Annotated in this window: 19 protein-coding genes, 1 rRNA gene and 1 pseudogene; 19 read left to right on the forward strand and 2 right to left on the reverse strand. The window is 69.0% G+C overall.

What is annotated here, in order from left to right; translation table 11 throughout:
• A 5S ribosomal RNA gene (rrf, locus tag WFH00_RS10740) occupies positions 1-100 on the forward strand; the annotation flags it as partial.
• Between the two features lie 61 nt (positions 101-161).
• On the opposite strand, the gene WFH00_RS10745 is transcribed toward rrf, so the two are convergent.
• The gene (locus tag WFH00_RS10745) at positions 162-1,283 is read right to left on the reverse strand and encodes a hypothetical protein (protein ID WP_336660838.1); all 1,122 of its coding nucleotides are present in this window, start codon (positions 1,281-1,283) and stop codon (positions 162-164) included.
• On the opposite strand from WFH00_RS10745, the gene WFH00_RS10750 reads away from it, so the two are divergent.
• From WFH00_RS10750 to WFH00_RS10835, 18 genes and pseudogenes are all read left to right on the forward strand, one after another.
• On the forward strand, positions 1,269-2,420 hold the full coding sequence (locus WFH00_RS10750) for a hypothetical protein (RefSeq protein ID WP_336660839.1): 1,152 nt from the start codon (positions 1,269-1,271) through the stop codon (positions 2,418-2,420). The genes WFH00_RS10745 and WFH00_RS10750 overlap by 15 nt on opposite strands.
• Positions 2,420-3,460, forward strand: coding sequence for an HAD-IIA family hydrolase (locus WFH00_RS10755; protein ID WP_336660840.1), 1,041 nt, complete (start codon positions 2,420-2,422; stop codon positions 3,458-3,460). Before WFH00_RS10750 ends, WFH00_RS10755 begins: the two co-directional genes overlap by 1 nt.
• A 99-nt stretch (positions 3,461-3,559) precedes the next feature.
• The gene (locus WFH00_RS10760) at positions 3,560-3,862 is read left to right on the forward strand and encodes a hypothetical protein (RefSeq protein ID WP_336660841.1); all 303 of its coding nucleotides are present in this window, start codon (positions 3,560-3,562) and stop codon (positions 3,860-3,862) included.
• Positions 3,849-4,736 carry a TlyA family RNA methyltransferase gene (locus WFH00_RS10765; protein ID WP_336660842.1) on the forward strand — a complete coding sequence of 296 codons (888 nt, stop codon included), beginning with the start codon at positions 3,849-3,851 and terminating at the stop codon, positions 4,734-4,736. The genes WFH00_RS10760 and WFH00_RS10765 overlap by 14 nt, the downstream gene beginning before the upstream one ends.
• Positions 4,726-5,649 (forward strand): NAD kinase, encoded by a 924-nt coding sequence (locus WFH00_RS10770; RefSeq protein WP_336660843.1) that lies wholly within the window; start codon positions 4,726-4,728, stop codon positions 5,647-5,649. The genes WFH00_RS10765 and WFH00_RS10770 overlap by 11 nt, the downstream gene beginning before the upstream one ends.
• A complete protein-coding gene (gene recN / locus WFH00_RS10775; RefSeq protein ID WP_336660844.1) occupies positions 5,646-7,337 on the forward strand; it encodes a DNA repair protein RecN in 1,692 nt (563 codons plus the stop codon). Before WFH00_RS10770 ends, recN begins: the two co-directional genes overlap by 4 nt.
• 38 nt (positions 7,338-7,375) lie before the next feature.
• Positions 7,376-8,638, forward strand: coding sequence for an AI-2E family transporter (locus WFH00_RS10780; protein WP_336660845.1), 1,263 nt, complete (start codon positions 7,376-7,378; stop codon positions 8,636-8,638).
• Positions 8,639-8,683: 45 nt separating this feature from the next.
• Positions 8,684-10,420 (forward strand): CTP synthase, encoded by a 1,737-nt coding sequence (locus WFH00_RS10785; RefSeq protein WP_336660846.1) that lies wholly within the window; start codon positions 8,684-8,686, stop codon positions 10,418-10,420.
• Between the two features lie 41 nt (positions 10,421-10,461).
• Positions 10,462-11,097: an NUDIX domain-containing protein gene (locus WFH00_RS10790; protein ID WP_442918847.1), complete on the forward strand. Its 636-nt coding sequence runs from the start codon at positions 10,462-10,464 to the stop codon at positions 11,095-11,097.
• Positions 11,097-12,164: a site-specific tyrosine recombinase XerD gene (locus tag WFH00_RS10795; RefSeq protein WP_336660848.1), complete on the forward strand. Its 1,068-nt coding sequence runs from the start codon at positions 11,097-11,099 to the stop codon at positions 12,162-12,164. The genes WFH00_RS10790 and WFH00_RS10795 overlap by 1 nt, the downstream gene beginning before the upstream one ends.
• Positions 12,165-12,466: 302 nt before the next feature.
• The gene (locus WFH00_RS10800) at positions 12,467-13,318 is read left to right on the forward strand and encodes a ParA family protein (RefSeq protein ID WP_336660849.1); all 852 of its coding nucleotides are present in this window, start codon (positions 12,467-12,469) and stop codon (positions 13,316-13,318) included.
• A gap of 4 nt (positions 13,319-13,322) precedes the next feature.
• Positions 13,323-14,162 carry a segregation and condensation protein A gene (locus tag WFH00_RS10805; RefSeq protein WP_336660850.1) on the forward strand — a complete coding sequence of 280 codons (840 nt, stop codon included), beginning with the start codon at positions 13,323-13,325 and terminating at the stop codon, positions 14,160-14,162.
• Positions 14,155-14,922 carry an SMC-Scp complex subunit ScpB gene (gene scpB / locus WFH00_RS10810; RefSeq protein ID WP_336660851.1) on the forward strand — a complete coding sequence of 256 codons (768 nt, stop codon included), beginning with the start codon at positions 14,155-14,157 and terminating at the stop codon, positions 14,920-14,922. The genes WFH00_RS10805 and scpB overlap by 8 nt, the downstream gene beginning before the upstream one ends.
• Before the next feature lie 140 nt (positions 14,923-15,062).
• Positions 15,063-15,764, forward strand: a pseudogene (locus WFH00_RS10815) (pseudouridine synthase); the annotation flags it as partial.
• Between the two features lie 449 nt (positions 15,765-16,213).
• Complete coding sequence (locus WFH00_RS10820; protein WP_336660852.1) at positions 16,214-17,383, forward strand: prephenate dehydrogenase; 1,170 nt, start codon at positions 16,214-16,216, stop codon at positions 17,381-17,383.
• Positions 17,380-18,195: a (d)CMP kinase gene (gene cmk / locus WFH00_RS10825; protein ID WP_442918840.1), complete on the forward strand. Its 816-nt coding sequence runs from the start codon at positions 17,380-17,382 to the stop codon at positions 18,193-18,195. The genes WFH00_RS10820 and cmk overlap by 4 nt, the downstream gene beginning before the upstream one ends.
• Entirely contained in the window at positions 18,192-19,922 is a 1,731-nt protein-coding gene (der, locus tag WFH00_RS10830; RefSeq protein WP_442918841.1) for a ribosome biogenesis GTPase Der, read from the forward strand. Before cmk ends, der begins: the two co-directional genes overlap by 4 nt.
• Positions 19,923-20,191: 269 nt before the next feature.
• Positions 20,192-21,142, forward strand: a complete 951-nt coding sequence (locus WFH00_RS10835) for a DUF817 domain-containing protein (RefSeq protein WP_336660853.1) — start codon at positions 20,192-20,194, stop codon at positions 21,140-21,142.
• Here WFH00_RS10835 and WFH00_RS10840 read toward each other — a convergent pair.
• On the reverse strand, positions 21,126-21,518 hold the full coding sequence (locus tag WFH00_RS10840) for a DUF4190 domain-containing protein (protein ID WP_336660854.1): 393 nt from the start codon (positions 21,516-21,518) through the stop codon (positions 21,126-21,128). The genes WFH00_RS10835 and WFH00_RS10840 overlap by 17 nt on opposite strands.
• Between the last annotated feature and the right edge of the window lie 161 nt (positions 21,519-21,679).

The following is a 21,679-nucleotide window of genomic DNA, read 5'->3' on the forward strand; positions in this document are numbered from 1 at the left end:
CAGGGAAACGCCCGGTCACATTCCGAACCCGGAAGCTAAGACTGACAGCGCCGATGGTACTGCAAGGGGGACCTTGTGGGAGAGTAGGACACCGCCGGACACCTTTTATGGAAGGGTCGTAGGGTAAGAGCCGAAGACGGCACTCACCCTACGACCCTTTCTCATTTTCTAGACATCTCAATAGCGCTGATTTTCGGAGGCTCCCTATGAACGATCGACCCGACAGGAACGACCGATCCGACCGACCCTGGAATCAGCGCCGCGACGGGGCACCGCGCGGAGATGAACGCGGCTCGCGTCGTCCCTCTGATCGCGACGGCGGCGACCGCAACGGACGCCCGCGCCGCGACGGGGATCGTCCGCAGCGCGACGGGGATCGTCCGCAGCGCGACGGTGATCGTCCGCGTCGGAACTTCGCTGATCGGGATGATCGTCGTCCGCAGCGTGACGGCGAGCGTCCGCGTCGGAACTTCGCTGATCGGGATGATCGTCGTCCACAGCGCGACGGCGAGCGTCCGCGCCGTGATTTCGGCGACCGCGATGATCGTCGTCCGCAGCGTGACGGCGAGCGTCCGCGTCGGAACTTCGGCGACCGTGATGATCGTCGCCCGCAGCGCGACGGTGATCGTCCGCGCCGTGACTTTGTTGGTCGGGATGATCGTCGCCCGCAGCGGGATGGGGATCGACCGCGGCGCAACTTTGGTGATCGCGACGATCGCCGGCCCCAGAGCGATGGAGACCGTCCTCGCCGTGACTTTGGTGATCGGGACGACCGTCGGCCGCAGCGTGAGGGCGATCGCCCGCGACGTGCGTTCGGCGATCGCGACGATCGCCGTCCCCAGCGCGACGGAGACCGTCCGCGCCGCGACTTTGGTGATCGTGATGATCGTCGCCCCCAGCGCGACGGAGACCGTCCGCGTCGCAACTTCGGTGATCGCGACGATCGCCGGCCCCAACGCGATGGAGGTCGCCGCGACTTTGGTGATCGGGATGACCGTCGGCCGCAGCGCGAGGGCGATCGCTCGCGTCGTGATTTCGGCAACCGCGATGACCGTCGGCCTCAGCGAGACGGTGATCGTCCGCAGCGCGACGGAGACCGTCCGCGTCGGAACTTCGGTGACCGGGATGATCGCCGCCCGCAGCGCGAGGAGCGCGGCGACCGTGGAAGCTACGGACGCGGCGGCACTCGTGGTGCTGGCCGAAGTGACCGCGGCGGACGGGACCGCGAGTTCACGGAGGCCGAGCGGCTGCAGCACCAGCTTCGGCCGGTGCGATCGGAGCACCAGGATCCGGTGCTCCCCGAAGCAGTCGAGCCGAAGGACCTGCATCCGGCGGCTCGCAATGAACTGAAGACGCTACAGGCCGATGTACAGGAGCGGGTTGCGCGCCACCTCGCGATGGTCGCTTTCTTGATCGACGATGATCCCGAGCTCGCCCATCAGCACGCGCTGTCTGCGAGCCGCCGCGCCGGACGCATCCCGGTCGCGCGCGAGACGCTCGCGATCACCGCGTACCGCACAGGTGACTTCGCCCTCGCTCTGCGCGAGATCCGCACGTACCGCCGGCTCAGTGGGCTTGAGGGCCATGTGGCGATCATGGTCGACAGCGAGCGGGGTCTCGGCCGTCCTGAGAAGGCGATCGAGACGGGTCTCGCCGCTGACACCTCGAAGCTCGACACCGAGCAGCGCGTGCATCTCGCGATTGCGATGTCCGGCGCCCGGCTCGATCTCGGCCAGACGCAGCAGGCACTCTTCGAGCTCGAGATTCCTGAGCTGAACCCGAGCAAGGCCTTTTCCTGGAGCCCGGACCTCTTCTCCGCGTACTCTGCGGTGCTCGAGGACCTCGGTCGTGCGGACGAAGCCGCCACCTGGCTTGAGCACGCGAACCGCGCAGCGCGTGCGCTCCAGGCGCACCATGGATCGCAGGACGAGCTCGAGGTATTCGAGGTCTATGAGGAGGAGCCGATAGACCTCGACGCCCCTGACGAAAGCGACAGCGAGCTCCGTGGCGATGACAACAGCGAAGTCGCCGCTGACAATGATGATCGTGCTGACGCCCGTGAGAGTGCTGATCAGGCGGGCGCGCCTGGTGAAGACGCGGATCGCGAGGAGTTGACCTCGACGTCGGCTCCCGCGATCGAGGAAGAGGCGAGCGAACACGCGGATCCGGAGCGTGCGGACGACGATGAGGCCGCAGGCGAGCGCTCAAGTGCTGGCGATCAGGAGATCGTGGAATCGGATGAAACCGGCGTAGGAGCGGCGACCTCGGAAGAGCAGTCGCTCGAGGAGGAGGTCAACGAGCTTCTCGCTGCCGCCGGGATTCTCGACGACGATGCTGCCGAGAACGCCGGCGCACCGGGCCCGAATGCGGCCGGTGCGAGCGAGGATACGAAGGGCGACGACCGGGAGCAGCAGCGCTGATGGGCCTGTTCGGCACGCGCGCGACTCCCCTCGGCGACACCCCGATCGCGGGCCGCGAGCTTCTGCTCGCGGACCTCGATGGGGTGATCTATCGCGGCGCTCAGGCGATCCCTCGCGCTATCGAAGAGCTGAACCGGGCGAGCGCCGAATTGCGACTCGGGTACCTCACGAATAACGCCTCTCGGACGGACGCCGCGGTGGCGGAGCATCTTCGGGAGCTGGGCCTCCGGGCCGAGCCCGACGACGTGGTGACTTCTCCCCAGGCGGCCGTCGCGCTGCTCGCGACCACTGTTCCGGTGGGCTCGCGTGTGCTGGTAATCGGCGGAGACGGGCTCGTGGACGAGCTGCAGAAGGCCGGCTTCGAGGTGACGCGCAGTGCGGAGGACGATCCCGCGGCGGTGGTGCAGGGGTTCGCCCCCGATATCGGGTGGGCGCATCTTGCGGAGGCAGCATTCGCGCTTGCGGAGCAGCCGGGCAAACCGCCGCTCCCATGGATTGCGACGAACACCGACTGGACCATCCCGGTGGCTCGCGGGCTCGCGCCGGGGAACGGCACGCTCGTGTCGGCAGTGCACACGGCGGTGCAGCGGCTTCCGGTATTCGCGGGCAAGCCGGAGACCCCGATTTACGAGGCCGCATTCACACGCTTCGGCACGCGCAACGCGCTCATGGTCGGTGACCGCCTGGACACCGACATCAAGGGTGCGCGCGCCGCTGGGATCCGATCCCTTCATGTGCTCACGGGTGTCGACCGTCCGAAGCAGCTCGTTGCCGCGTCGGGGGACATGCGCCCGGACTTCATCGTGGCATCGCTCGCCGAACTCCACGAGCCGTATCCGACGGCTGTGCAGCTGAAGGACGGCTCGTTCCAGGTGGGTACGGCGAAAGTGCGGATGGACGGGCATGTGGCTCGCGTGATCGCGGAGGGCGACTCGCCGCTCAATCTGCTGCGGGCAGGTTGCGCTGCGATTTGGGCCTCGGGCCTTGCGATCTACGGGCTCCAGGTCCCTGGGATTCTCTATGAGGATCACTGGGGCTGAACCGCACCACCGTCTCGGGTCTGTGGCGGCTCTGATGCGTCATCCACAGCTTGCCGCGTGCATCCGATCAATGTCGGAGGTGCTCGTTAGGCTGGACCCATGACACACTCCGAGGATCGTGCCGAGGCCAGGCGCCCGGTGCCGAGCGCGCCGCCGAGGCCGGCCGGCCGTGCCTCAGTGCACGCTGACGGGGCGGATCATCGAGGCGATGCGCCGGAGGCTCGGGCCGGTGCGCCCGAGGGACGCCGCGATGCGGCGGAGGAACGAGTGCTCGAAGACGGACTGCTGAACCGGATCGACGTCATCGAATCGCAGCCGCTCGAGCAGCGAGCGGCGTTCTTCGAGCAGGTGCACGATGAGTTGCTCGCTGAGTTGCAGCGGGGTGACCGTGGCGGAGCCTGAGGCGCTCACTGCGCGATGGGGCGGCGAAGCCGACCGCCTCGATCGGGTGCTCGCGGCACTTGGGCTTGCGCGCTCCCGCAGTCGCGCCGCGGAGCTCGTCACCGAAGGTAAGGTGCGCATCGACGGCCTGCTCGCGTCGAAGTCTGGCGCGAGCGTGGCCCCCGGGAGCGTCATCGTCGTGGAGGGGGCCGACCGCTACGTCGGTCGGGCCGCGCACAAACTGATTGCCGCGCTCGATGCCTTCGGCATCGACCCGAGCGGGCGTGTAGCGCTCGACCTCGGGGCATCGACGGGCGGATTTACGCAGGTGCTGCTCGAGCGGGGAGCTAGGGCGGTTCAGGCAATCGATGTGGGGCACGATCAGCTCGCGCACGAACTGCGGGGCGATGAGCGGGTTCGGCTCGTCGAGGGACGCAACGCGCGCAATCTCACCCCCGAGAATCTGGCAGCGGACACGGGGCTCGCGGACCCGCCGAGCCTGGTCGTCGCCGATCTCTCCTTCATCTCGCTACGGCTCGTATTCTCCGCGATCGCAGCTTGCGCGAGTGACGACGCCCAGCTCGCGCTGCTCATCAAGCCCCAGTTCGAAGTGGGGCGGGTGCGCGACGGAGTGGTGACGTCGCCGGAACAGTGGGCCGAGGCGATCCGCATTGTGCTGGGCGCTGCTGCGGCGAACGGCTTCGCTGCGCGGGGTCTCGCGCAATCGCCGATCGCGGGAGGCTCGGGCAACCGCGAGTTCCTGGGGTTCTTCGAGCGCGCCGTCGAGACAGTTCCGACAGAATGGGAGTCGCGCATCGCCGAGCTCACGGGCGCGGTTCCACGCAGTGCACAGCAGCGGGCCACGACATCGACTGGAGGCGAGCATGTCACATGACGCAGAGCCGCGACGCATTCTCATCGTGTCGCACACGCATCGCGATGAGGCCGTCGCCGCAACGGTCGAGGCCGTAACGACGCTGCTCGATGCGGACGTCGTGCCAGTGCTCGACGAGCAGGATCGCGAGGCGTTCTCCCCGCACATCCAGGTGGAGCGGATCGCGACCCTCGGTGTCGACGTTGAGGCGGGGCAACTCGAGGCGGCCATCGTGCTCGGGGGAGACGGAACGATTCTGCGCGCGGCTGAGCTGCTGCGAGGCACGAAGTGCCCCATCGTCGGCGTCAACCTCGGACACGTCGGCTTCCTCGCGGAGATGGAGAGCTTCGACCTCACGACGACGATCGACCGAGTGCTGAAGCGCGACTACACGGTGGAGGAGCGGCTCACCGTCGACGTGCGCGCGACCTGCAGCGGGGAGGTCATTGCTGAGACGTGGGCGCTCAACGAGGCGAGCGTCGAGAAGCAGCGCAGGATGCTCGAGGTCGAGATCGGTGTCGACGGCAAGCCGATCTCCACGTTCGCCTGCGACGGGGTCGTGCTCGCGACACCTACGGGGTCGACCGCCTACGCGTTTTCCGCGGGCGGGCCGATTGTCTGGCCCGGCGTGCAGGCGATGCTCCTCGTGCCGATTGCAGCGCACGCGCTCTTCGACCGCCCGCTCGTGACGGGTACGGACTCGGAGCTCCGCGTGCGGATCCTGCCGGAGAACATCGGGCCGGGCGTGCTGTGGTGCGACGGGCGGCGACGCACCGAACTCCCGGCGGGCTCGATCGTGACCGCCCGACGCTCGGGCGAGCCGGTGCGCCTCGCACGTCTCAACGCGGGTGTGTTCTCCGATCGCCTTGTGCGGAAATTCCACCTTCCCACCTCGGGCTGGCGGGGAAAGCGACGCGGAGGTGAGGTCGCGTGATCGAAGAACTCAGGATCAGGGATCTCGGTGTGATCGCAGACTCGACCGTGCCGCTCGGCCCGGGCTTCACCGCGATCACGGGCGAGACGGGCGCGGGCAAGACCATGGTCGTCAGCGCGCTCGGTTTGCTCATGGGGGAGCGCAGTGACGCCGGGGCCGTGCGCTCCGGCGCAAACCAGGCCCGCGTGCACGGAATCGTGCGAACCGAAGACCCCGCGGTTGCCGAGATCGTCGAGGATCTCGGTGGAGATATTGAAGACGGCGAGCTTGTGCTCAGTCGCACGGTGAGCGCGGAGGGGCGGAGTCGAGCCGGGGTCGGAGGAGCGAGCGCGCCCGTCGGCAGCCTGGGGCGGCTCGCAGACAGGCTCTTCGCGGTACACGGGCAGTCCGAGCAGCTGCGGTTGAAGTCGACGGCCGCGCAACGCGAGACCCTCGATCGTTTCGGCGGAGATGAACTCGCGCGGACTCTTGCGGAGTATCGCGAGGCCCATCGAGACCGGCAAGCGATCGAGACCCGCGTCACCGAGCTCACCGAGGCTCGAGACGAGCGCGCGGCAGAGGCTGCGCGGTTGCGGACGGAGCTCGAGGAGATTGCGGCGGTTGATCCGCAGGAGGGCGAGGAGACCGAGCTCGCCGGGCGCATCGAACTCCTCAGCAATGTCGAGGCGCTTCGGTCTGCCACTTCGACGGCGCACGAGGCGCTCGCGAGCGACTCCGACGACCCGCTCGCGCGCGACGCCGCGGGACTCGTGGACGAGGCGGTGCGGGAGCTCGAGCGAGTGGCGGAGTTCGACGCCAGACTCGGGGCGGTGCTCGAAACGCTTCGCGGGGTGAGCTTCCAGGTCGCTGATGCCGCTCGCGAACTCGCGGCGTACGCCGGGGATCTCGATGAGGAAGGGCCCGGCGAGCTCGCGCGTGCGAACGACCGACTCGCGGCACTGGGAGCGCTGTTCCGGCAGTACGGGGCCGATTCGGCCGCGGTGATCGCGGCGTCGCAGCAGGCAGCTGAGCGGCTCACCGAGCTCGACAACGATGACGACCTCATCGAGGAGCTCGAGCAGGGATTGATTGCTGAGACGGCGCGCGAGCAGCAGCTTGCCGAACGCCTCACCGAATTGCGGGAGGCCGCAGCCGAGCGTCTGTCGGAGCTCGTGACGGTCGAACTGCGCCAGCTCGCGCTGCCCGATGCCCAGTTCGTGGTGAGCGTATCGCCCCTCGCGTCGCTCGGGTCTTCGGGTGCGGACGAGGTGCAGCTGTTGCTCAGCCCCCATCCCGGCGCTCCCGCGCGCCCCATCGCCAAGACCGCCTCGGGCGGTGAGCTCTCCCGCGTCATGCTCGCGCTCGAGGTCGTAGTGGCCGCGATCGATCCCGTGCCCACGTTCGTGTTCGACGAGGTCGACGCGGGCGTGGGCGGCGCGGCCGCGATCGAGATCGGGCGACGCCTCGCGCGCCTCTCACGCGTGTCCCAGGTGATCGTCGTCACGCACCTGGCTCAGGTGGCGGCCTTCGCGAACAATCACTTGCAGGTCGTGAAGGACTCCGCTGGCGGCTTCACAGAGAGCAGCTGCCAGCGCTTGGAGGGCGAGCAGCGTCTCGCCGAGATGGCGCGTCTGCTGTCGGGGCTCAGCGACTCGGGAAGTGCGCTCGAGCACGCCGCAGAGTTGCTGGCGCTCCGCGAAGCGGCTTAAGCGCGATCCAAGTCCGAGGCTGCTGCTACGCTCCCCACATGGTGAAGTTGCTCGGCCGCATGCGGCGACCTGTCGTCCGCAAGCCGGGCCTCGGAGACGACCCCGCGGTGAAGGCTGCGTACCTCGACTCGCACCCCGATGTGCGGCACGCCGACATGGAGCAGATGGACGCCGATACTCGGGCGATGTATCGCGACGCGCGCGAGGCCGCTGTCGATGCTCGGGAAGAGCGCGCGAAGTCGCACTCGCGAGAGTTCGTGGTGCGGGGGCCATTCCAGCTCGGCTTCACCATCACGCTCGGGGTGCTCGTCGCCCTGCTCTTCGGCGGAATGATCGAGCAACTGACCACGATCATCATGTACGTCGCCGCAGCGCTCTTCGTCGCTCTCGGGCTTGATCCCGTGGTGCGCGCGTTCGAGCGCAGAGGCGTGAGGCGTCCATTCGGCATCGCACTCGTGTTCGGCGGGTTCGTGGTCGTCATTGCGGGGCTCCTCGCCATCATCATCCCGATGATCGCGAACCAGATCACACTGCTCGTTCGGAGCGCCCCGACTCTGTTTCGCGAAGTGACGAGACAACCGTGGTTCCTCGACCTCAACGAGCGCTTCGGCGAATTCGTCGACTTCGACGGTCTGCTGCAGATCGGCCAGGACCTCGTGAGTCGCCCCGAGAACTGGGCGCAGGTCGCGGGAGGTGTGTGGCAGGCGGGTATCGGGATCGCGAACGGTCTCACCGCGAGCCTCATCGTGCTGATTCTCAGCCTGTACTTCCTCGCCTCGCTCCAGGTGATCAAGCGCACGTTCTACTCGCTCGTGCCGCGCTCCGGGCGAGCGAAGGTCATGGACATTACCGAGCAGGTCACCAAGTCGGTCGGCGGGTACATCAACGGGATGGTGATCCTCGCCCTGATCAATGCTGTGCTCGGCTTCGTGATGATGAGCATCGTCGGGGTGCCATTCGCGGGATTGGTCGCGATCGCTGTCTTCCTGCTCGCGCTCATTCCGCTCATCGGCTCAGTGCTCGCGACGGTGCTCGTGACCGTGGTCGCACTGTTCGAGTCGCCCACGACCGCGCTCATCGCCGCCATCTACTATCTCGTTTACATGCAGATCGAGTCGTACCTGCTGACGCCGCGCGTCATGAATCGAGTCGTCGCAGTGCCCGGCGCGCTCGTGGTGATCGGCGCGCTCGCGGGCGGCACGCTGCTCGGGCTCCTCGGCGCCCTGATCTCCATCCCAGTCACCGCAATGGTGCTGATGATCGTCAAGCAGGTATGGGTGCCGAGACAAGAACTGCGATAGGCCTCTAGCGAACACCATCGAATCGAACTGATAGGATTGAAGCCCGTGGGAACAGAGCAGAGCGCGGACCAGACCGGAATCACCAAACACATCTTCGTCACCGGGGGTGTCGTCTCCTCGCTGGGGAAGGGCCTCACGGCCGCGAGTCTGGGTAACTTGCTGACTGCGCGCGGGCTTCGCGTGGTCATGCAGAAGCTGGATCCGTATCTGAACGTGGATCCCGGCACCATGAACCCGTTCCAGCACGGCGAGGTGTTCGTGACGGACGACGGAGCTGAGACCGATCTCGACATCGGACACTACGAGCGCTTCCTCGGGATCAACCTCTCCGAGGCTGCGAACGTCACGACCGGTCAGATCTACTCGACGGTGATCGCGAAGGAGCGCCGCGGCGAGTACCTCGGCGACACGGTGCAGGTGATCCCGCACATCACCAACGAAATCAAGCGTCGCATGCGCCTGCAGGCCTCTGAGACGCCGCAGCCCGACGTGATCATCACCGAGGTGGGTGGCACGGTCGGCGACATCGAGTCGCAGCCGTTCCTCGAGGCAGCCCGACAGGTGCGCCACGAGCTCGGCCGGAAGAACGTCTTCTTCGTCCACGTCTCCCTGGTGCCCTTCATGGGCGCCTCGGGCGAGCAGAAGACCAAGCCGACCCAGCACTCGGTGGCAGCACTGCGCTCCATCGGCATCCAGCCCGATGCGCTGGTGCTCCGCAGCGATCGCCCCGTCACCGACGACAATCTCCGCAAGATCGCGCTGATGTGCGACGTGGACGAGGACGCGGTGGTCAACGCGATCGACGTGCCGAGCATCTACGACCTCCCGAAGCTGCTCAACTCGCAGGGCCTCGACAGCATCATCGTTGAGAACCTCGGGCTTTCCGACCGCTCGAGCGACGTCGATTGGACCGGCTGGCAGCCGGTGCTCGACGCCGTGCACCACCCGAAGGGCGAGGTCACGCTCGCGCTCGTCGGCAAGTACATCGACCTCCCCGACGCCTACCTCTCGGTCACCGAAGCGTTGCGCGCGGGCGGCTTCGCCCACTCGACGAAGGTCAACATCCGCTGGGTGCCCTCCGACTCGTGCGAGACCCCTGAGGGTGCGCGTGAGGCGCTCGGAGACGTCGACGGCATCTGCGTGCCGGGCGGCTTCGGCATCCGCGGCATCGAGGGCAAGCTCGGAGCACTCCGCTTCGCCCGCGAGAATCACATTCCGACGCTGGGTCTCTGCCTCGGTCTGCAGTGCATGGTGATCGAGTACGCCCGCAACGTCACCGGGCTCGAGGGCGCGTCGTCGACGGAGTTCGATCCCGAGACGCCCGTCCCGGTCATCGCAACGATGGCGGAGCAGGTCGAGATCATCGGCGGCGGAGACCTCGGCGGCACGATGCGTCTCGGCCTGTACGAGGCGGCACTCGCCGAGGGATCGCTCGCGGCCAGCCTCTACGGAGCCCAGAGCGCTACCGAGCGACACCGCCACCGCTACGAGGTGAGCAACCTGTACCGCGAGGAAATCGCGGCCTCGGGCCTCTCGTTCTCGGGCACGAGCCCGGACGGGGCGCTCGTCGAGTACGTCGAGCTGCCCACCAGTGTGCACCCGTTCTACATCGCGACCCAGGCGCACCCGGAGCTCCGGTCACGGCCGGGAACACCGCACCCGCTGTTCGCGGGCCTCGTGAGCGCGGCCATCGACCGTCGCGAGGCGGCGAGCCTCTTCGACGTCGAGGAAGTCGAAGAGTCAGGGGCGAACTCGGAGAACGGCGCCGGGGCAGGTCGTTGAGCGGCGCGGTCGATGCCTCCGGGAGCACGGCGGATCGACCGTTGCTGCTCACGGATAGCCGCGCCGACGACGTGCAGGTCGTTTCGAGTGAGGTGCTCGCTCGTGGCCACGTCTGGGACGTGCGACGCGATCGATTCGAGTTCGGCGGCGACATGCTCGAACGGGACTACGTTGATCACACCGGAGCCGTCTCCGTGCTCGCGCTCGACGACGCTGATCGCGTGCTGCTGGTGCGCCAGTACCGGCATTCCACCGGTTTCCGACTGTGGGAGATTCCCGCCGGTCTCATGGACGTCGCGGGGGAGTCGGGGCTCGCGGGCGCACAGCGCGAGCTCGAGGAGGAGGCCGATCTCCGCGCAGAGGATTGGCACCTGCTGCTCGACATCTTCCTCTCGCCCGGCGGTTCGACGGAGGCGATGCGCGTGTTTCTCGCGCGCGACCTCTCACCGGTCGAGCACGACTTCGTGCGCGCCGGAGAGGAAGCCGAGCTGAAGCCGGAGTGGGTGGAGCTCGGCGAAGTCGTTGCGGCGGTGCTCGACGGGCGCGTGCAGAACACGGTGACCGCGAACGCGGTGCTGGCGGCGGAGGCCGCTCGCGCGCGTGGATGGTCGACCCTCCGGGATCCGGAGCTGCCCTGGACCGGTCGCGCGGCCGTGCGCGGAGAGCGTTCGCACTGATGACCCTGAGCCCGGAGCAGGGCGCCGAGCGCTTCCTGCGTCACGTCGCTCTTGAACTGGGCCTATCGGCCAACAGCCAGGCGGCCTATCGACGCGACCTCGCCGCCTACGGTGCGTGGCTTCGCGCGAGCGGCATCGACGACCTCTCGCGAGTGCACCCCGAAACGCTCTCCGAGTATGTCGCGCACCTCGCCGCGCCGCCGCAATCCGAGGCCGGGCCCGGCGTGACCAAAGCCGAGGGGGCCGGCGCGAGCAAAGCCGAGGGGGACAGCACTGGCAACGCCGGGGGCGCCCGCGCGAAGGGGGCGCCGCGCCCGCTCGCCGCCGCCTCGATCACCCGGCGCCTGTCGTCGGTGCGGAGCATGCACCGTTTCCTCTTCGAGGAAGGGGTGCTCGAGGAGCATGCGGGGCGCGGAGTGCGCACCCCGAAGCGGGCGCAGCGCCTCCCGAAGGCGCTCCCGTTCGAAGAGGTCGAGGCCCTGCTGGACGCTGCGGGCGGCGATGACCCGGTGGCGCTGAGGGATCGCGCGCTGCTCGAGTTGCTGTACGCGAGCGGCGCGCGCGTGAGCGAGGTTACCGCGCTCGACGTCGACGACCTGCTCGCTGCGCCGGGCAACGGCGAGGCGTGGGCGGATCCCGAGCGCGCGCTGGGGGAGGGCGGCTTCCTGCGGGTCACGGGTAAGGGATCGAAGCAGCGGATCGTGCCCTACGGCAGCTACGCCGGGCGCGCGCTCGCCGCCTACCTCGTGCGCGGCCGCCCGCCCATGGTCGAGCGGGGTCGTGGCACGCCCGCGCTCTTCGTGGGTCCACGTGGCGCCAGGCTTTCGCGGCAGAGCGCATGGCTCGTGATCCGCGCTGCCGCCGAGCGCGCGGGCATCACCGCGGAGGTGTCGCCGCACACGCTGCGCCACTCCTTCGCGACGCACCTCCTCGCCGGGGGCGCCGATGTACGCACCGTGCAAGAACTGCTCGGGCACGCCTCGGTCACGACGACGCAGATCTACACGCAGGTCACGGCCGACACGCTGCGCGAGCACTACCTCACCGCGCACCCCCGCGCGAAGTAGGGCGCGACGGCGCTCGGCCGGCAAGTGCGCGTCACGCCCCAGCAGAGGATCCCGCCTCAGCAGAACGAAGACCGCGGTCTCCGGTGTGCTGAAGCCGAATGCGCTGACGAACACGGGACGCCACGCGCGGGCCGCAGCCGAACGCGCTCCGCTGAGCCGCGGGATTCGCCGTCGTCGGGGCGGCAGCGGCGGCGCGGGTGCTGCTGCAGGCCGATCCGCTGCTGCTGACTGAGACTGAGGCCGGGCGGTGACCTTAAGCCCCGCGATAGTATGGGATGTCAATGAGCGGGAGGAGACCGGGTATGGCGAAACAGGTCGAACTGGGGCCGACCGGGCGTCCCGAGCGCATCATCCCGGCTCCGAAGAAGCTCGACCGCCACGGCCCGGCCCGCATCATCGCGATGTGCAACCAGAAGGGCGGCGTCGGTAAGACGACGAGCACCATCAATCTCGCCGCCGCGCTCGCGCGTTACGGCCGCCGCGTGCTCGCCGTCGACTTCGACCCGCAGGGCGCGCTGTCGGCGGGGCTCGGGGTGCCCGCGCACGACGTGCCGACGATTTACGACCTCATGCTCGGCAAGCTGAAGGATCCCCACGAGGCGATCCAGCACACCGAGACGAAAGATCTCGACGTGATTCCCGCGAACATCGACCTCTCGGCTGCGGAGGTGCACCTCGTCACCGAAGTCGCACGTGAGCAGATCCTGGCAGGAGTGCTGCGCAAGGTCGCGAACGACTACGACGTGATCCTGGTCGACTGCCAACCGTCGCTCGGCCTCCTCACGGTGAACGCGTTGACCGCGAGCCACGGCGTGCTGATCCCGCTGGCGTGCGAGTACTTCGCGCTGCGCGGCGTCGCCCTCCTCGTCGAGACCGTCGACAAGGTGCGCGATCGCCTGAACCCGGCGCTCGAACTCGACGGCATCCTCGCCACGATGTACGACGCCCGCACGCTTCACGCGCGCGAGGTGCTCGAGCGCGTCGTCGACACCTTCGACGACAAGGTCTTCGACACCGTGATCGGCCGCACGGTCAAACTGCCTGACGCGCAGATCGCGGCGAAGCCGATCCTCGACTACGCGCCGTCGAACTCGGCCTCCGAGGCGTATCTCAAGCTCGCCCGCGAGCTCGTGCAGCGCGGCGTGGTCGCCTAGTGCCATGACCGTGGACACGGACCCGGGCGCCGCGCAGGCGGGTGCGGATCCGGCGCCCTCCGACGGCTTCCGCGTGAGCCTCGAGGTTTTCGACGGGCCCTTCGACCTGTTGCTGAACCTCATCGGCAAGCACGAGCTCGACATCACCGAGGTGTCGTTGAGCCTCGTGACCGACGAGTTCATCTCGTACCTCGCGTCGATCGAGGGGCAGGGCGTCGTCGAGCTCGATCGCGCCTCGGAGTTTCTGGTCGTCGCGGCGACGCTGCTCGACCTGAAGATCGCCAGCCTGCTGCCCCAGGGCGAGGTGGTCAACGCGGAGGACATCGCGCTGCTCGAGGCGCGCGACCTGCTTTTCGCGCGGCTGCTGCAGTACCGGGCGTTCAAGCAGGCGAGCGCGTGGTTCCGGGGGCGCCTCGACGCCGAGGCAGCGCGCCATCCGCGGCTCGTGCCGCTCGACGCGAAGTACCGCTCCCGCGGCCCCGAGCTCGTGTGGACGCTCAGCGTCGACGACTTCGCTGCGCTGGCGACACTCGCCTTCGCGCCCCGCGAGATCCCGACCGTGGGGCTTGACCACCTCCACGCGCCCCTCGTGTCGATCCGCGAGCAGGCCGCGATCGTGGTCGCGCTGCTGCGCACCGGCGGCGTGCACAGCTTCCGCGAGCTGGTCGCCGGCGTCTCCGAGCGCGGGGTGGTGGTCGCCCGGTTCCTCGCGATCCTCGAGCTCTATCGCCGCAGCGCTGTGACGTTCGAGCAGGCCGAGCCGCTCGGAGAGCTGCAGGTGCAGTGGGTCGGGGAGAGCTGGTCGGATGACGAACTTGCTACCTTAGGGAACGATTATGACTAGCGAACAGGCGGTGGACGCGCAGGAGCCGGTGCTCGCGGCGGAATCCGCGCACGCGGCGGAGCGGGACACCGAGGCGGAGCTCGCGCACGAGGTGGAGCCGGATGGCACGGGGCAGGATCCGCACCCCGACAGTTCGGAGCTCGAGCGCGCGCGCCGCGAGCACTCCCTTTCGCAGCAGCTCGAGGCGCTCCTCATCGTCGCCGACGAGCCGCTCAGCGCGGTGGCACTCGCGACGGCGACGGATCGCCCGGTGCGCGAGGTGCGTGCGGTGCTCGAGGCGCTCGTGGCCGAGTTCAACGGCGGAACCGGCGGGTCGGGTCCGGCGAGCGGGGCGGGCGATTCCGGTGAGTCAGGCAAGGCAGGCGGCGGATCGGCGCGCGGCTTCGAACTCCGCGAGGTCGCGGGCGGCTACCGCTTCTACGCCCGCGCGAGCCTCGACCCGCTCGTCGCCGACTTCGTCGATCAGCAGACACCGTCTCGACTCTCGCAGGCGGCGCTCGAGACCCTCGCCGTCATCGCGTACCGGCAGCCGATCTCGCGGGGCGCGATCGCCTCGATCCGCGCGGTCAACGTCGACTCGGTCGTGCGCACGCTGCTCGCCCGCGGACTCATCACCGAAACCGGCCAGGACAGCGAGACCGGCGCAATCCTCTACGGCACCTCGGATGCGCTGCTCGGCTACCTCGGCATCGGAGACATCTCCGAGCTGCCGCCGATCTCGCCGCTGCTCGACGAACCCACGGAAGGATTCGAAGAATGACACGTTCAGAGGAGGGCTTCGGCGGTTCGTTCTCGGTCGACGGGGAACAGGTCGAGGTCGATCTCGCGGAGTTCGGTTGGGATCGTGACCCGGCGCAGGCCGACGCGAGCGGCCCTCAGGAGGACGACGGCCGCGTTCGGCTGCAGAAGGCGCTCGCGCACGCCGGCGTCGCGTCGCGGCGTGCGTGCGAGAGCCTCATCGCCGATGGACGCGTGACGGTGAACGGCGAGGTGCAGCGCGAGCTCGGCTCGCGCGTCGATCCCGAAACCGACGATGTGCGAGTCGACGGCGTCGTCGTGCAGCTCGACGTCTCGAAGCGCTACTTCGTGCTCAACAAGCCGCGCGGCGTCGTCTCGACCATGAGCGACGAGAACGGCCGGCCCGACCTGCGCGAGTTCACCGACCGCGTCGACGACCGCCTCTACAACGTGGGCCGGCTCGACACGGACACGAGCGGTCTGCTCATCCTCACGAACGACGGCGACCTTGCGCACCGCCTCGCCCACCCGAGCTTCGGCGTGCAGAAGACGTATGTCGCCAAGGTCCGCGGGCGCGTGACGGCGGCCGTGATCCAGCAGCTGAAGGACGGGGTCGAGCTCTCGGACGGGCCCATCCATGCGGATCGCGCGAAGCTGCTGCCTGGCGGTTCGAGCGGCGCCCACTCGCTCGTCGAGCTGACCCTGCACTCGGGGCGCAACCGCATCGTGCGGCGCATGCTCGCCGAGGTGGGGCACCCGGTCGAGGAGCTCGTGCGACGGCAGTTCGGGCCGCTGAGCCTCGGCACGCTGCGAGCCGGCGAACTGCGAGAGCTGTCGGCGGGGGAGCGCGGCGCGCTGCTCTCGGCGGTCGCGGACGGGGGCGCGGGAGGCGGCGATGCGAGCGGGGCAGGCGGCGGATCCGGGAGCCGTTCGCGTTCCGGACGTCAACGCGAGGTCACTGCCGGGCGACCGGGCGACGGCAAGGGTGCGCGCGGGATGCGCGGGGCCGCGGCGCGGGGGAATCCGCACGGGCGCGGAGGCGCCGGCAAGGGCGGCGATGGGAGTGGCGGCGCTGCGGGGAAGAGCGGCGCTGGGAAGAGCGGCGCTGGGAAGAGCGGCGCGGGTAAGAGCGGCGCTGGCAATGCTGACGCCAAAGGGGCTGGGCGGGGCGGGAGTTCGCGTACCGACAGCTCGAAGCAGTCCGGGCCGAAGCAGCAGAACGCCGGCCGGGCCCCGCAGCGCGGTGGCCAGCAGGGGCAGCAGCGCCGCACGTCGAACGGGCAGCACCGCGGCGGCGGGAAGCAGGGCGGCCGATGAGCGCGGATCAGCAGCGCGACCTCGCGTCTGAGCGCGCCTTGGCCGGCACGGATGCGCATCTGCGCGATCGTGGGGAGAGCACTGCGCTCGTCGCGCGCACCCGCGGAACCGTGCACGTCATCGGCGCGGGGCTGCTCGGTGCGAGCATCGGGCTCGGGCTCCGGGAGCGCGGCGTCGACGTGACGCTCGAGGACCTCTCGCCGACGTCAGTCGCGCTCGCTGCTGATTACGGTGCGGGCCGGCCGCGAGCGGCCGGCGATCCTGACCCCGATCTCGTGGTGGTGGCAACGCCGCCCGACGTGATCGCCGACGCCGTCGAGCGAGCGCTCCGCACCTACCCGCGCGCCGTCGTCACCGACGTCGCCAGCGTGAAGCTCGCGCCGTTCGAGGAGCTCACCCGGCGCGGACTCGACCTCGCGAACTACGTCGGCTCGCACCCGATGGCGGGTCGCGAGCGGGGCGGAGCGATCATGGCGCGGGCCGACCTCTTCGTGGGGCGCCCCTGGGTGATCTGCCGCGACGCAGAGACCTCGGCGGAGGTGCTCGCCGCTGTCGAGACCGTGGCCCTCGACCTGGGCGGGGTGCTGATCGAGATGACCCCGGAGGAGCACGATCGCTCAGTCGGACTTGTCTCGCACCTGCCCCAGGTCGTGTCGAGCCTGCTGGCCGCGCGCCTCGTGCCCGCCGCTGAACAGGCGATCGAGCTTGCGGGCGGGGGTCTCCGCGACACCACCAGGGTCGCCGCGAGTGATCCGGAGCTCTGGGTGCAGATCCTCGGCGCGAACAGCGCGCCCGTCGTCGAGTTGCTCGACGCGTTCTCCGCCGATGTGGCTGCGTTCGCCGACGCGCTGCGCGATCCCTCGCGAATCGGTGCGAAGCGCCGCATCGCCGACCTGCTGGCCGCGGGCAATAGTGGCGTCTCGCGGATCCCGGGAAAGCACGGATCGTCCGAACGGTTCGCGACCATTACCGTGCTCGTGGACGATACGCCGGGGCAGCTCGCAAAACTCCTCACCGAGCTCGGAGAACTAGGCATTAATATGGAAGACTTGCGCCTCGAGCATTCGCCGGGCGCCCAGATCGGCTTCGCGGAGATCGCGGTGCTGCCCGAGGTCGCAGAGCGCGCCGTCGCCGATCTTATTGAACGGGGATGGAGGACGCTGTGACTGATGCTGCTCAGGATCGCGAAGTGGTCGCGGCCGGCGCCGGTGCCGGTGGCGCCGGTGCGGGTGCTTCTGTCTCGCGCACGCTCGTGCACTCCGATGCGCATGCCGCGCCCCTGCTCGTCGCGATCGACGGGCCGGCGGGCAGTGGCAAGTCGAGCGTGTCGCGCGCGGCGGCGGAGCGGCTCGAGTTCGGGATCCTCGACACCGGTGCCGCCTACCGCACACTCGCGTGGGCGGCCGTCGAGTCGGGTGCCGACCTCGATGATCCCGAGTCGGTTCTGGCGATCCTCGACGCGTGGCAGTACACGATCACGCTGCAGGGGCAGCAGCAGGTGAACGTGGTGCTCGCCTACGGCGACGAGCGTCGCGCGCACGACGTCACCGCGGCGATCCGGGAGCACGCCGTGAGCGGGCTCGTGAGTCGCGTATCGAAGCACCCTGAAGTGCGCGAGCGGCTGAACGAGATGTTCCGCAGCATCGTCGCTGAGTCGGGGCTCGCGGGCGTCGTCATCGAGGGGCGCGACATCACAACCGTGGTCGCGCCCGACGCGCCGGTGCGGATCCTGATGACGGCCTCGCCCGAGGTGCGCGCGGCGCGCCGGGCCGGCGAGCTTCCGGGCCTCACGCCCGAGCAGGTGCTCGCCGACATCGTGGCGCGCGACGCGAAGGACGCGCAGGTCGTGGACTTCTTCACCCCTGCCCCGGGGGTCACGCTCGTCGACACGAGCGACTTGAACTTTGAGCAGTCGGTGCAGGCTGTCGTTGACATCGTGCGAGCGGCGCAGGCCGCTGCGGAAGAGAGTGGATCATGAGCGCAGAGACCCCAGAAACGGGCCGCGGGCGACACCGGGCAGATGATGCGAGCGAGGTGTCGGGCGGTGCTGCCGGTGCTGGTGCTGGTGCCGGTGCTGCCGGTGCCGAGTTCGACGGGCCCGAGGTGATGCAAGTGCAGCCCGATGGAAGCCAGGTCGCCGCGGCCGACGTCGATGAGTTCGACGGAGCCGAGGGCGACGGTGCTGATTTCGACGGTGCTGGCGTTGGCGGATCGGACCTCGACGATGCCGACGTGATCGTCGGTGAGGGCTTCGACGGCAGCGTCACCGACGAGGAGCGGCTGCGCGCCATGCGCTCGAACCTCGACGCTTTCGCGCTCGAGGATGAGGACGTCGCGATCATCGGCGACGATGGCGAATTCCTCGGTTTCCGTGAGCCCGTGGCGGAGTCGCTGCCGGTCGTCGCGATCGTCGGTCGCCCGAACGTCGGCAAGTCCGCGCTGGTCAACCGCATCCTGGGTCGCCGCGAAGCGGTCGTCGAGGACGTTCCGGGTGTGACGCGTGACCGCGTGACGTACCAGGCCGAGTGGGTCGGTACGCGCTTCAGCCTCGTCGATACGGGCGGGTGGGAGCCCGACGCGAAGGGCATCGACGCTTCGGTCGCGCTGCAGGCCGAGGTCGCGATCGAGCTGTGCGACGTCGTCATGTTCGTCGTCGACTCGCGGGTCGGCCCGACCGCCACCGACGAGCGCGTCGTGCAGTTGCTGCGTCGCACGAAGAAGCCGGTCTTCCTCGTCGCGAACAAGGTCGATGACGCCGTGCTCGAGGCCGAGGCCGCACAGCTGTGGTCGCTCGGCCTCGGTGAGCCGCACGCGGTGTCGGCGCTGCACGGGCGTGGCGTTGCTGACCTGCTCGATCAGGTCGTCGAGGCGCTGCCCGAGGAGTCAGCCGTCGCACAGCCGAAGATGGTCGGACCCCGCCGCGTGGCGCTGCTCGGCCGCCCGAACGTCGGCAAGTCGAGCCTGCTGAACAAGGCCGCGGGCGAGGAGCGCGCGGTCGTGAGCGACATCGCCGGCACGACGCGTGATCCGGTCGATGAGCAAGTCGAGATCGCGGGCCGCGTCTGGACGTTCGTGGACACCGCGGGCATCCGCCGCCGCGTCCACCTCCAGAAGGGCGCCGATTTCTATGCGTCGCTGCGCACCGCGACCGCGCTCGAGAAGGCGGAGGTCGCGGTCGTACTCATCGACGTGACCCAGTCGATCTCCGACCAGGATCTGCGCATCATCGACCTCGTGCTCGAGTCGGGGCGCGCCCTCGTGCTCGCCTTCAACAAGTGGGATCTGCTCGATGACGACCGTCGTCGCTATCTCGAGCGCGAGATCGATCAGGATCTCGCCCACGTCGATTGGGCTCCGCGCGTCAACATCTCGGCGCGCACCGGCCGGCACCTCGAGAAGCTCGTGCCCGCGCTGGAGCAGGCGCTCGAGTCGTGGGATACGCGTATCCCGACCGCGAAGTTCAACGCGTTCGTCGCGGAACTCGTGCAGGAGCACCCGCACCCGCTGCGCAGCGGTAAGCAGCCGCGCATTCTGTTCGGCACCCAGGTGCAGAACCGGCCACCGACCTTCGTGCTGTTCACCTCGGGCTTCCTCGACCCGCAGTACCGCCGCTTCATTCAGCGCCGCCTGCGCGAGCGCTACGGCTTCGAGGGTAGCCCCATCCAGATCAACATGCGCATCCGAGAAAGGCGCCCGCGCCCGTAAGGGTGTGAGCGCCGACGGGACGGCGATTTCTCGCCGTCCCGCGGATGCGCCGCGACCGTCTCGGTCGCGGTGAGCATGGCGTAGCCATTCCCTCTCAATCTCCGAGAAAGGCGCCCGCGCCCGTAAGGGTGTGAGCGCCGACGGGACGGCGATTTCTCGCCGTCCAGCGGATGCGCCGCGACCGTCTCGGTCGCGGCGAGCATGGCGCAGCCAATCCTTCCTTTTCTCAGCACCCGGAGCACCCAGGCGCGGCCCGCTAGCCTCTCAGCATGGCGAATTCGCGGCAGGGGGAGCACGGCGAGCACGGCGAGCCGGGCGACGCACAAGCCGCCCGCGCGCTGACACCGCTCGAGTCCGCGATCGACCGCGTGGCGCACCGGTTCCTCGCGGGGAAGCCCCAGCGGGGCGCCCGCGCGGTGCTCGTCGAGGTCGCGGTATTCCTGCTCAAGCAGGCGTGGGCGTGCGTGTTCGGCGCGCTCATGCTCGTCGTCATCGTGGCGGCACGGCTCTGGTACCCGGACGACGCGGGGATCGCCAGGAATGACGCGATGACGATCGCGGCCGTGGCGATCCAGCTCGCGATGCTCATTTTCAAGCTCGAAAGCGGTCGTGAGCTGTGGGTGATCGTGCTCTTCCACATCACCGGAACGGCCATGGAACTGTTCAAGACCGACGTCGGGTCGTGGGCCTACGCGGCCGACGGGGTGCTGCGCATCGGCGCGGTCCCGCTCTTCAGCGGCTTCATGTACGCGTCGGTTGGCTCGTACATGGTGCGCGTCTATCGGCTGCACGACCTGCGGTTCACCCGGTACCCGCCGATCTGGGCGACGACGCTCGTGGCGGTCGCGATCTACGTGAACTTTTTCACGCACCACTACATCTTCGACGCCCGGTGGATCCTGCTCGCCACGGTCGCGCTGCTCTGGTTCCGCACCGTCATGCACTTCCGCGTGTGGCGCGCGACGCTTCGGGTGCCGCTGCTCCCGATTTTCCTCGGGGTCGCGATTTTCATCTGGATCGCCGAGAATATCGCGACCCTCTCCGGTGCGTGGCTGTACCCGAATCAGACCGAGGGCTGGGAGCTCGTCTCGGGCCAGAAGATCGTGTCGTGGCTCCTGCTCATGATCATCTCGGTCGTGATGGTCACGTGGGTGTATCGGCCGAAACCTCCCGACATCGAGGCTGCGACCGAGGCCGCAAACGCTACACCCCGAACGTGAACGCGAGCGCCCCGAAGCCGAAGATGACGATCGCTGCGAGCACGGCGAGCGCCCAGATTGCGAGCATCGCGGCGTTCAGCCAGACGCCCCAGAGGGCGAGCGCGCGGTCGCGGGTTCCGCGGTGCAGCGCGAGTACGCCGAAGACGAGGCCGGTGACCGGCGCGAAGAAGGTCCAGCCGCCCACGACCGACGCGATCCCGAGCACGAAGCTCGTGATGGAGAACGCACGGGTGTGATCCTCGGCGACGGCCCCACTCGGGAACGGTGTGCTGCCGGTCGACGCCGCGTCGCTCGCGGGTACGGGGGCGGGATCGCCGGGTGCCGCGGCGTGGTCAGTCAGCGGGGCGAGCGGGGTTGTAACGGCGGTGGTGCTCATGAGGTGCTCCTCTCGGATGCGAGTCGAACCGGGTGTTCCCTCGCGATGATTCCACGCTACGAGCGGGCGCGAGATATCGCGTCGGCCCCGAGTATGGACCGCGTGGCACTGGGGTACTACGCGGCCCTGACGCAGTGCGCTTCGCAGCTCAGGGTTGAGCT

It is taken from the genome of Leucobacter sp. USHLN153 (genome assembly GCF_037145615.1).
Lineage (GTDB): Bacteria > Actinomycetota > Actinomycetes > Actinomycetales > Microbacteriaceae > Leucobacter.